Consider the following 10,424-nt stretch of genomic DNA (forward strand, 5'->3'; position numbering starts at 1 on the left):
CGCTCAGAGATGATCTTGCAGCCAGGTGGTCAACGTACCCCTGCGCCCGGTTGGCTCTGGCCCCACGCTGACCGTAGCTGTCATACCTGCCGCGAGGGTGACGCTATCGGGCACATGGTCAAGATGGATACGCACCGGAATACGCTGGGCCAGACGGACCCATGTAAAGATCGGGTTCACATCCTGTAGGCCCAGCTTGTCCGGCGTGCCGTTGGTATCGTTAATACCACGCGCAATGCTGACAACATGCCCGGTGAGGATTGGCTTGTACCCCATGAGCTTGACGCGGGCGACATCGCCCACATGCACGCCCCACATCTTGGTTTCTTCAAAATACCCGTAAACCCAGTAGGAGTCGGCATCAATCACGGCCATACGTGCCTGACTGGCGGCTGCGTAATCGCCCACCCGCAGGTTCAGGTTGGTCACATAACCATTGACGGGAGAATACAGAACCGAGCGCTGCAGGTTCAGCTTGGCCACGTCCAGTGCGGCGCGGGCTGCGTCCACTGCGGCAATCTGGGTTGCCACGTTGGAGTTGAACACTTCCTGCTCTTCGGCCGACACAATACCACCCAGGCCCATACGGCGCTTGGCGTCATTACGTTTGAGCTTCAGGTCTTCCAATGCGCCATCCAGCCGGGCCTGTGCCTCGCGGATAGCCAGACGGAAGCGGACCGGATCGAGCACAAAGAGCGGATCGCCCTTATGGACAAACTGGTTATCCACCACCGGAATCTGCACCACGGTGCCAGAAACTTCGGGGGCCACATCGACCACGTAAACACGCACGCGCCCGTCGCGGGTCCAGGGGGCGATCATGTAGACGTTCCAGAGAGTGATCCCCAGAACAATCGCAAGAGAGACGACCGCCAGGGTCAGAACAACTCGTATCAGGGTGCGCAGAAGGGGCATTGCAGAGACTCAAAAGCCTTTTCAGGTCAGACGTAGAGGATCAGCAGACAGAGAATGCAGACGTAAAGCGAAACTTCAAACAGCGCGATATGCCAGAACCAGCCCAAAAGGCCACTCCACCACAACGCAAACCGGATACACATGGTCAGCGGGAGTGCTGCCAGCGCATACACAACAATCGGTGCCATAAAGACACCAAAGAGATTAAATTCCGTCAGCATGACACCGCCCTGGACACCAGCATTACCGTGCGTCCCTTTTTTCAGCATCGGAACTCTCTTTATGGGCCTGAGCAGCCTGCTCTACCCGGTCGAGAACACCGCAGCACTGTTCCAGCTCCGGGTCGGACACACCAGCCATAAGCCGGGCCGTAACCTGATCTGCCACGCTGCTGACCAGAGCGGCCACCTGCCGCCCCTCCGACGTGATGCTGACAAGCTTGGAACGCCGGTCTTCCTCATCTGTCTCACGCACGACGTAGCCGCGTTTTTCCAGCACATCCAGAAGCCGCACCAGTGAAGGGGCCTCGAGTGACAGGGAACGGGCCAGATCGGTCTGGCGCATGGATGAGGATGAAAAGTTGAGATAGTAAATGGGGCGCCACGTGGCATCGGTCAGGCCGAATACCCGCAGATCGGCATCTATTTCCCGCCGCCACATGGACGCAAGTCGAGCCAGCCGGTAACCGAAGGACCGGCGGGTCTCGTTGTCCACAACAGGATTATGCTCAAGTTCCATTCACTGCTCACACTAGCGAGTATGCAAAAAGTTTGCACACTCACAAAAGACTGACGCCATCATTTACAGAAACAATCCAGCGCGCCAATGCAAATTTGGAATGGAACCTATGGCTTAACCTAGACTGGACAGATTCAGTCCTTTTTACCGCGCACAATATCCCACACCTTGCGGGTGCCACCGCGGCCAACGGCGGTTGCAACGGTGGCCGTAACCGCAGCCATGGTTACGGAGTCGCGCATCTGGGTCATGCAGCGGTCACGCATGATCCGGGCTTCCACTTCATCCGTGGTCAGGTAGGAGCGGCGGCCAAACAGAACGCACACAAGGGCGGCCAGCACATCCAGCCCGAACACGGTAAAGGATGCGCCAACCGGCCCAAAGTGGCCAACAAACACAAGCAGAATCCAGAGCAGACCATGCCCCGTGATCAGGGCAAAAAGGCCAAACACCGCAGCCATGATCAAAAACGCGGCCTGACGACCGTAACGGATGGCCATCTGCTGCATCAGGGAGGACTGGGCAGATAGGGCGGATTTACCAAGATCAAAGATGCGCATGGGCTCTGGAGCTACCTTCGTTCAGATGACGCGCAAAGCGTCAGCGAGACATGCGCCCGATGATAAACCCCACCACGCCGGAAATGGCAATGGACAACCAGGACGAACGACCGCTTGTACGCTTTGCAAGATCGTTGCGCGTATGATCCGCCAGTTCGCGGGCATTGGCAACTGCCTGTTCTGTCAGATCACCTGCCTTGCCGCCTGCACGGCCCAGTGCGGGAACAATATGTTGTGTAACCAGACGCTCGATATGGGCTTTAACGGCCTCCAGTTCTTCACGCGCGGTGTCGGCTGCGGCTTCGCCAGCCAGCTTAACGTCTTTGATTTTATCTGATGACATGAAACAAACCTCGTTGACTTTACCGTTTTAAATTACAACACCATTGTAACCCACAAAAAAGGACATAGTTGCATGCCGCCAGCGCATGGCTCACTCCCGGCTTTGGCGCTTACGGATTTTACTGTCCTGCCCGAAGCTCCTCCACTTGCCTTACGTCTGAGTTCCGGCTGCTGCATGGCCCTGCTGGGAATCGGCCCCACCACGCACGACCTGAGCGCACTGACCGAAGCCCTGGCAGGGCGCAGCCGGGCATCGGGGCAGATATGCGTATACGGGGTGGATGTCGGCCACAAACCGCAGGGGCGGCGCGGCATTGCCACAGTGGGGGTACATGCGCCGCTGTTCGACCACCTGAGCGTGACCGACAACATTCTGTTCCCCCTCCGCGCCACGGGCCTGCTCTCCCCCGCTGAGATCAACCGCAGGCGTGATGAGGTTCTGGCCCTGACAGGGCTGGATGCCGTGCGCACATTCTTACCCCCAGCACTCTCCACCGAGCAGGTGTTTCGCGCAGCACTGGCTCGCGCCCTGATTACCTCCCCCGACCTGCTTGTGCTCAACCAGCCTTTAAAGGGTATGCCCCCACAGGCTGCAAAACGCTCGCTGGCGTTTCTGGAACGACTCCGCCAGGCCATTGGCCTGACCTCCCTGTTCCTCACCTCGGACCGGACCGAGGCCTTCATGGCCGCCAACACCATTGGCGTGCTTGATCAGGGGCATTTGCTACAGGTGGCGGATGCCCCCACCCTGCTCAACCGCCCTGCCACGCCTGCCGTGGCGCTGGCATTGGGGGACGCCAATATCCTGACCGGCAAGGTCCTGCGCCTTGACGATGATACAGCCGAACTCCGGCTGCCATCGGGCGAAACAGTCGAGGCAATGGCCGATGGGGATCTGGCGGAGCATGATCTGGCGAGCATCTGTATTCTGCCCGACCGGCTTTCCGTTCTCTTTCCTCGGCAGGTAGAGGCTGATAATGCTGCCGAAGCAGGCGACCTGCCATGCACCCTTGTATCCGCCCATCATCTTGGTCACACCATTACCATGCGCATGCGCCTGCGGGATGGAACGGAAATAACTGTTAACCGCCCCCCCGTGCATACACAGCGCGAGCTCAGCGCCGGCCGCCCCGCCCTGCTGGCCTGGCAAACACGGAACGCAACAGCCTTTCCGATGGATAAAAAAACCAGCTAGATTTAGGCTGGCAAAACTGGCCAACAAAAACGACGCATGAGGTTTACCCTGTTCTCTTTCCCTTTCCTGAACACACCCGACAGGCAGGCAGTGTCCTCCCAGGAACGAGGGCAGGCTCCTTCTCTTGGCGTTTTATCGCGCCGTCGCGCATTGCTGGCCGGGCTGGGTTGCCTAGCACCCCTGCTCCCAGCTTCTGCCATGGCCCGGCACCCTGCTCCGCAGAGCAAAGCCGCCAGAAGCCTGCATATCCTGACCTTTTCGGGCAAAATTGCCGGGATACAGAGCAAAATCCTGTTCAAACCTTATGAACAGCTTACCCACCAGACCATTATACCCCATGGCTGGAACGGGCAGATCAGCGATCTGGAGCACGTTATAAAGCAGACACACCGTCCTCTGGCTGCTGCCATGATGGAAAGCAGCAGCCTGCGCATTGGCTGCAACCTCAAGCTTCTGTCACGCCACCAGACCGATAGCTCCCTCAGCAATTGCGGCCAGCCCTCCGCCGCCATAGATTACGCCATGGCATGGGACCGCGCCCGGTTTGACGCAGCCCCCAACTGGCCCGATTTCTGGGATGTTGCGCGCCACCCCGGCCGCCGCAGCCTCCGCCGTGACCCCCGCCTGACACTGGAAATTGCCCTGCTGGCCGACGGCGTGCCCGCCAATGCGCTCTACTCTGTTCTGGCAACGACCGAGGGGGTTAATCGCGCTTTCCTCAAACTTGAGCAGCTCAGACCCTATATTGTCTGGTGGTCCACGCCGGAAGAAGCTGGACACATCCTGACTTCGGGCGGCGCTCTTATGGGCTGTGTTCCCACGGGGGAAATTCTTGGCATATCCGGACCAGACCGCCAGCGTTTTGGCCTGCACTGGCAGCAGCGTTTTCTGGTCCAATATGGTTGGGGAGTGCTCACCGCCGCAGCACGTAACCCTGCGGCTCTGGCTTTTGTCTCCTGGCTGGAACAGCCAGCACAACAACAGGCATTTGCCAATGCCTGGCCCTCTCTCCCCTCCATAACGGAACTGAATGCTCTGGCCCCACGCCTTAGCCACGTTCCACCTGCCATTATGGTCGATGACACCTTCTGGGAGGCCAATCTGGAAAAGCTGAGTGACCGCTTCCAGCAATGGATTCACCACGTATGATTCCGTATTACTGGGGCCTTGCTGATGCACATACAACGTGCCTCCATGGCCTGCTGATTCTCACAACCAGTCTGATGGCTACCGCCCTGCTTCTGGGACTGAGTATTCTCCTGCGTGTGGAACAATGGCTTTATGCGGCCACACTTTTTCTTCTGCTTCCTTGCACAGTCCTTTCCGTAGCGCTGCCTTTGTTTTTCCATGCGCAAACTACACCGTTTTTGCAGGGACTTTTCCTTCTTCCCTTACTTTTGTTTCCGTTATCATTACCCATCAGAACCTTGCAGCAGGGTTGGTCGGCTACTGCACGGGAACTCGGTGCAGGTCGGCAGGCAAGGCTCCGTTTTTTCTGGTTGCCACTCCTGAAAAATGCTGCCTGCCAAAGTCTTTTTCTCTCACTTCTCTTTAGCATCGTACAATGACACCTCCATCCCCTCCCCCCTTCTGGAAAACCACTCCCCTTGCGGACATGACAACCGAACAATGGGAATCTCTATGTGATGGCTGTGGCCGATGCTGCCTGCACAAACTCCGTGATGATGACACGGAAGAACTCCACTATACATCTGTCGCATGCAGACTTCTGGATGTAAAAACCTGCCAGTGCACAGACTACCTCAAACGCCACCGCAAAGTGCAGGACTGCGTAACCTTAACCCCCACCATGATCCCGGATCTGGACTGGCTCCCGCCGGACTGTGCCTATAAACGACTGTCTGACGGTCTCGACCTGCCCGCATGGCACCCCCTGATCACAGGGGACCCCAACACGGTTATCACCTCCGGCGCATCCGCTGCGGGGCGATGCATTAGTGAAAGACGTGCAGGAGCACTGGAGGATTACATTGTTGACTGGCCAGCAGAGCCTGCGACAACTCCCGACGGAAATTAACCTTTCCGCTCAGGAGCCTTTGCAGGTCATCTGGAAGCACTCTTTGCGGGCAAGGCGCCTTGCCCTACGCATTGCTCCACACGAGCAAAAGCTTATTGTTACCATCCCGCAAGGCTGCACCTCTGCTCAGGCGCTTGCATTCGTCCAGAAAAATCACGGATGGATTAGTGAGCGTTTGAAGAAACTTGAAAAAGCACCGTCTTTTTCAGCCAACAACACAATTCTGATTGAAGGAACACCCTACCGGATTGTCCACTCCCCAGAACAACTGGGAGGCGCATGGCTTGAAAACGACCGCCTGATGGTGAGTGGGGATGCGGCATTTATTAACAGACGCGTGACCGATTTTCTCCGCAGCCATGCCGCGACCGTATTAAAAAGAGAAGTGCAGGCAATGGCCCAACACACTGGCCTGCGCCCGACCCGGGTGGATATCCGAGACACGTCCAGCCGGTGGGGAAGCTGCTCCTCAACAGGCCGGATCATGCTGTCCTGGCGCGTGATCATGGCACCGGAACTGGTGAGGCACTACCTGATTGCCCATGAATTAAGCCACCTCCAGCACATGAACCACGGTCCGCTCTTCTGGCAATGTGTGAGAAGCATTACACCACACAAAACACAGGCCGAAGCATGGCTCCGCCAGAAGGGCCCCCTCCTGCTACAAGCCAGATGAACCGAAGATTTGCGCAATAGCTGAAGCATGCTAAAGAACAGCCGCATAGGCCATACAAAGCATATGCGAACTTGGCGGAATGGTAGACGCAGGAGACTTAAAATCTCCAGCCCGTATGGGCGTGCGGGTTCGAGTCCCGCAGTTCGCACCAATTATAACTCACTGATTTCATTGGGTTTTTTGAGGTTCCCATAACCTCACCCGCTGTAGCTTCTACAGTGGGTATCTACAGTGAGGAAGCTTCTCAGGGAGCTTCATATGCCAATGAAACTCGTGCGAATCGGAACCACCTATAATCTCCGCAGATGGGTTCCGCTCGATTTGAGGAAGATTCTCAAAAAAAATGAGATGTGGCACTCACTTGAAACTTCTGATGTCGAAGTTGCAAAAATTCGAGGATGTGCAATTTTTGGATTGACAAGCCAATTTTTTTCTATCGTGAGAAACACATTGAGTAAGAGCTATCTCTATGATGAGACTGTTAAGATAGCTGAAAGCTATCCTGATAATGCTTTGATAAAAGATATCATCGAAACATATGAAGCTCATATCAAAGAGCTAAAGATTCAATACAAACTGGCTGAAGCTGAACACTTCATGCAACGCATGGAAGACTATCAGCAATATAAAAAAGTTGAGAATATTATCAATGTTGCAAAGCCTGAATTAGATACTGTTCTCTCATACATGAAAGAACATAAAGATTTTTCTGCATATAATTCTATTAAAAATATGGCTCAACAATTCAGTCAGATACAAGGATGGGTTAAGCCCCCTGAAAAGAAGAAGTCTCCCATATTCTCTATTGCAGTAGATGAGTATCTGAAATCCCATTCAGAAAAGATGAATGACTCTGATGTAAGAGGTTTCCGCAATACGGCTCAGAGATTCATAGAAGTATGTGGGGACCACGATATCAGAGATTATACAGGTGAAGATTCCGGAAAGTTCAGGGAACTCATGGAAAAGATGCCTGAGAATTATGGCAAAAGTTCAAAGGACGTTAGGACGGTTCAGGAGCTTGTTGCTTATTGCCAAAAATCTAAACTCCCAAGGATTTCAGAGAAAACTATCAAAAATCACTTCGCAAGATTGTCAGCAATATGGAGATATTATCTCCTTCGTGAGTTAGTAGATAGAAACATATTCGTTGGCTGGAAGTTCGATGCTAAAGCCAAGATTAAAAGAATTCGATGGAATGATGAACAGCTTTCCATCCTGATGAATTCATCATGGAATAGCACAACAATCTCCCGAAAAACCTATGCATATATAGTCGGCTTGGGTTCGTATTGTGGAATGCGTCTTGAAGAGATTTGCAGGATACGTATCGAAGATATCCAAGAAATTAGGGGTATCACTTGCATACTTATCAGAGAGCATACAGCACGTAAAAATCGTCCTTGGGAAGAATGGAACCCAAAGACTGAGGCTGGTGAACGTGTCATTCCCATAGGACAGGCTCTTATTAACGCTGGCTTTCTTGATTTCGTGAATAACATAAAAAGCTATTATCTTTTTAATCAGCTGAAATTTTCAGGAAAAGATAAAAAGCGTTCTCCACAATTCCAACAGTCCTTTTCCAAGTTCAAGCTTCGCCATGGTGTTCCTCGTGGAGTGGATTTCCATAGCTTTAGGCATAACGTTTCCACCAAGCTGAGGAATATCTCAGATAGTGGGAATGGTGGTTTGCGTGAAGTGTGGATTGATAACTTCTTGGGCCATGAAGGTCAGAATAAGTCTGTAGGTAATACAGTCTATCTCGATGAGATTGATGTTGAGAATCTCAAGAAGGTCGCTGATAGTGTCTTATATCCTGAGTTCTGGAATATCAGAAATCTTATATCGTGAATAACAGAAATATGGAGAAGAATAATGAAAAAGGGAAATTCATTTCTCGAAAAAGGCTTCCTCTGCGAAGGAGCCTTAAAAAATAGCAATCGGATTCAAAAGAAATATGCAGTCGAGTTCAAGTTTTTATTAGACGCAAATCAGTTGTTCACAAAAATAACAAACCTATTGAATGAGAAATCCTCCCCAAAAGAAAGAGTTTCCAAAATACTCGCATATAAATCCATTCAAAGCATGCAGTCTTCCATCATACTAATGAAGATGGGAATTAATTCTGATACGTTTTCACTAATTCGAACCATGCATGAATGTTTTTTGGCTTTTATATGCCTTCTAAAAGATGAAGACACTTTCGCCGAAATGGGGAATAAAGATGACATAAACTTTAGAAACAAGAGAATAAAAGATATTTTCACAAGAGACATTTTAAAAGATATGTATTCTGGATATTCAGAAACATTATCAACACTTAAATCTGAGCTTGATAAAATAATTAATGATGTGAAATCTCATAAAAAATTTGGTGTTGGCGATTTTTATAACGAAGTATCTGATGAGCCTGTCTGCCAATACATATATTATAACTATAGCTTCATATCAAACCTACATTCGCATGTATCGTATGCGTCCATGTCCAAGTTTTTATTCAATGATAAAATATCAATGAATGAAGCAAATGCAGATGATTTCAGAATGGCGTCAAAGATGCTCATAGACGCATCAATGATTTTTTCTCACGAGCTAAGCAAACACTTCCTTAATAATTCATTTGATAATGTTATTAATTCTCTCATAGCAGAATCTTATAGTCACCTAATTAAAGTAGGGCACCTAATACATAAGGATAATGTCCAAGAGATACAAAAAAAGGGATAGATTTCTCTATCCCTTAACAATCTCTGCTATAATAATTTCACCACAAAACAAATATGCACGAGAGTTATTACTTTATAATAGCACTCTCTCCTGCACATTTGTAAACTTTTTGGTGTAAGGAGTATTTTGAGTTATGATTTATTAGAGCAACACATATATGAAAACAGTATTGAGATATACGATACGTTAAAAGCTCTTCATCCATTCTATCGCTATAAGCTATATCAGAAAATCAAAGAAAACAGCCGTTTATCAGATAATTGCGATGCTTGTGAATGGGCTTTGAATGTCCTTAAAATGCTTCCTCGACTGAAAAAATCAGTCGTTGATACCTTCGAATTGGTATCTCTTTCATATGCAGAATTAAGACAGCATTACGGAATCACAGGACAAAAGTTATCAGCCAAAGCCAATAAAGCTCGTATCAACATACGTAAAGCTCTGAGCATTTCTAAAGATGATGATGAAGTTCAGCAGAAGTTCGATGCTGATAAAGCTAGTCGATATAAGTCGATAAAATATAATGGATTTAGTGTTCAGGATTCCATTAATCGAAAAAAGAAAAACAACAAAGCTAGGGATTGGGCCATATCTGAATGCCTGGAAGCATCTGCACGATTAGCTGGATTAACACCTTCCCCATATGACTCAGGATATTTTATTTCTTTAACACTCCCTGGGAAATATCATTCCATGACCTTTGAGCAAGCGAATGATGAAATTAATCGCAGATTGAATGGTATTAAACGCGATGCTGAACGTGCTGATATCCTATGGCTTGGAATATATAAAATTCACGGACATAAAGATGAAACACCACACCTACATATTATATATTTCGTGAATAACGATAATAAAAAAGATTTAGATAAACTTACAAAAATTTTCTTCAAATATTTTCAAAAAGAAGAAGAACGATGGAAGAAAAATTACTCAATTAATCAGAAAATTACATATTTCGATGGCGTGCTTGGTTATCTCTTCAAGGACCATGGAGAAGCTAACGTTCGAACAGGATTCATCGGATTACGCAAAGATATCAAAAAAGTTTGGAACAGCCTGTATACAGGCGATTATGGAGATTCATCTCTCTCTTATCTGTCAGATGACAGAATGTGGATAGCAAAGCAATTGATGTCCGTAAAAGAAGAAACAACATATCTCAATAAACAAGGATTAGGCTCAGGACTCATTCTTTGAGGTAGAAGATGAAGCTTGCTGCGATGTGGATAG

13 protein-coding genes and 1 tRNA gene are annotated in these 10,424 nt (G+C 49.8%); 9 read left to right on the plus strand and 5 right to left on the minus strand.

Annotated features, from left to right (window positions below; genetic code table 11):
• Positions 1-3: 3 nt before the first annotated feature.
• The 5 genes from HK20_RS07135 to HK20_RS07155 form a co-directional block, all read right to left on the minus strand.
• Positions 4-915 carry an HlyD family secretion protein gene (locus HK20_RS07135; RefSeq protein WP_086646383.1) on the minus strand — a complete coding sequence of 304 codons (912 nt, stop codon included), beginning with the start codon at positions 913-915 and terminating at the stop codon, positions 4-6.
• 26 nt (positions 916-941) lie between these two features.
• Positions 942-1,136, minus strand: coding sequence for a DUF1656 domain-containing protein (locus HK20_RS07140; protein ID WP_025827705.1), 195 nt, complete (start codon positions 1,134-1,136; stop codon positions 942-944).
• Positions 1,137-1,158: 22 nt separating this feature from the next.
• Positions 1,159-1,653 (minus strand): MarR family winged helix-turn-helix transcriptional regulator, encoded by a 495-nt coding sequence (locus HK20_RS07145; RefSeq protein WP_086646384.1) that lies wholly within the window; start codon positions 1,651-1,653, stop codon positions 1,159-1,161.
• A gap of 134 nt (positions 1,654-1,787) precedes the next feature.
• Positions 1,788-2,213, minus strand: coding sequence for a phage holin family protein (locus HK20_RS07150; RefSeq protein WP_086646385.1), 426 nt, complete (start codon positions 2,211-2,213; stop codon positions 1,788-1,790).
• Positions 2,214-2,253: 40 nt separating this feature from the next.
• Positions 2,254-2,556: a hypothetical protein gene (locus tag HK20_RS07155; protein WP_086646386.1), complete on the minus strand. Its 303-nt coding sequence runs from the start codon at positions 2,554-2,556 to the stop codon at positions 2,254-2,256.
• Between the two features lie 72 nt (positions 2,557-2,628).
• Between HK20_RS07155 and HK20_RS07160 the strand changes: the two genes are divergently transcribed.
• From HK20_RS07160 to HK20_RS12790, 9 genes are all read left to right on the plus strand, one after another.
• Positions 2,629-3,750 carry an ABC transporter ATP-binding protein gene (locus HK20_RS07160; protein ID WP_233129115.1) on the plus strand — a complete coding sequence of 374 codons (1,122 nt, stop codon included), beginning with the start codon at positions 2,629-2,631 and terminating at the stop codon, positions 3,748-3,750.
• A gap of 36 nt (positions 3,751-3,786) precedes the next feature.
• Positions 3,787-4,899: an extracellular solute-binding protein gene (locus HK20_RS07165; RefSeq protein ID WP_086646387.1), complete on the plus strand. Its 1,113-nt coding sequence runs from the start codon at positions 3,787-3,789 to the stop codon at positions 4,897-4,899.
• Positions 4,896-5,318, plus strand: a complete 423-nt coding sequence (locus tag HK20_RS07170) for a hypothetical protein (RefSeq protein WP_086646388.1) — start codon at positions 4,896-4,898, stop codon at positions 5,316-5,318. Before HK20_RS07165 ends, HK20_RS07170 begins: the two co-directional genes overlap by 4 nt.
• A complete protein-coding gene (locus HK20_RS07175; protein WP_086646389.1) occupies positions 5,315-5,788 on the plus strand; it encodes a YcgN family cysteine cluster protein in 474 nt (157 codons plus the stop codon). The genes HK20_RS07170 and HK20_RS07175 overlap by 4 nt, the downstream gene beginning before the upstream one ends.
• On the plus strand, positions 5,745-6,464 hold the full coding sequence (locus HK20_RS07180) for a M48 family metallopeptidase (RefSeq protein WP_233129116.1): 720 nt from the start codon (positions 5,745-5,747) through the stop codon (positions 6,462-6,464). The genes HK20_RS07175 and HK20_RS07180 overlap by 44 nt, the downstream gene beginning before the upstream one ends.
• 65 nt (positions 6,465-6,529) lie before the next feature.
• A tRNA-Leu gene (locus HK20_RS07185) sits at positions 6,530-6,615 on the plus strand.
• Positions 6,616-6,722: 107 nt separating this feature from the next.
• A complete protein-coding gene (locus HK20_RS07190) occupies positions 6,723-8,315 on the plus strand; it encodes a DUF6538 domain-containing protein (RefSeq protein WP_086646391.1) in 1,593 nt (530 codons plus the stop codon).
• 24 nt (positions 8,316-8,339) lie between these two features.
• Positions 8,340-9,191: a DUF5677 domain-containing protein gene (locus tag HK20_RS07195; protein WP_086646392.1), complete on the plus strand. Its 852-nt coding sequence runs from the start codon at positions 8,340-8,342 to the stop codon at positions 9,189-9,191.
• Positions 9,192-9,317: 126 nt separating this feature from the next.
• Complete coding sequence (locus tag HK20_RS12790) at positions 9,318-10,391, plus strand: replication endonuclease (protein WP_143296465.1); 1,074 nt, start codon at positions 9,318-9,320, stop codon at positions 10,389-10,391.
• Positions 10,392-10,424 lie beyond the last annotated feature (33 nt).

It is taken from the genome of Acetobacter sp. DsW_54, assembly GCF_002153575.1.
Classification (GTDB): domain Bacteria; phylum Pseudomonadota; class Alphaproteobacteria; order Acetobacterales; family Acetobacteraceae; genus Acetobacter; species Acetobacter fabarum.

What these genes read in the sequence shown, in the direction of transcription:
- HK20_RS07135 (WP_086646383.1), bottom strand. Translation starts at nt 915, where the DNA reads ATGCCCCTTCTGCGCACCCTGATACGAGTTGTTCTGACCCTGGCGGTC.
- HK20_RS07140 (WP_025827705.1), bottom strand. Translation starts at nt 1,136, where the DNA reads ATGCTGACGGAATTTAATCTCTTTGGTGTCTTTATGGCACCGATTGTT.
- HK20_RS07145 (WP_086646384.1), bottom strand. Translation starts at nt 1,653, where the DNA reads ATGGAACTTGAGCATAATCCTGTTGTGGACAACGAGACCCGCCGGTCC.
- HK20_RS07150 (WP_086646385.1), bottom strand. Translation starts at nt 2,213, where the DNA reads ATGCGCATCTTTGATCTTGGTAAATCCGCCCTATCTGCCCAGTCCTCC.
- HK20_RS07155 (WP_086646386.1), bottom strand. Translation starts at nt 2,556, where the DNA reads ATGTCATCAGATAAAATCAAAGACGTTAAGCTGGCTGGCGAAGCCGCA.
- HK20_RS07160 (WP_233129115.1), top strand. Translation starts at nt 2,629, where the DNA reads ATGCCGCCAGCGCATGGCTCACTCCCGGCTTTGGCGCTTACGGATTTT.
- HK20_RS07165 (WP_086646387.1), top strand. Translation starts at nt 3,787, where the DNA reads ATGAGGTTTACCCTGTTCTCTTTCCCTTTCCTGAACACACCCGACAGG.
- HK20_RS07170 (WP_086646388.1), top strand. Translation starts at nt 4,896, where the DNA reads ATGATTCCGTATTACTGGGGCCTTGCTGATGCACATACAACGTGCCTC.
- HK20_RS07175 (WP_086646389.1), top strand. Translation starts at nt 5,315, where the DNA reads ATGACACCTCCATCCCCTCCCCCCTTCTGGAAAACCACTCCCCTTGCG.
- HK20_RS07190 (WP_086646391.1), top strand. Translation starts at nt 6,723, where the DNA reads ATGCCAATGAAACTCGTGCGAATCGGAACCACCTATAATCTCCGCAGA.
- HK20_RS07195 (WP_086646392.1), top strand. Translation starts at nt 8,340, where the DNA reads ATGAAAAAGGGAAATTCATTTCTCGAAAAAGGCTTCCTCTGCGAAGGA.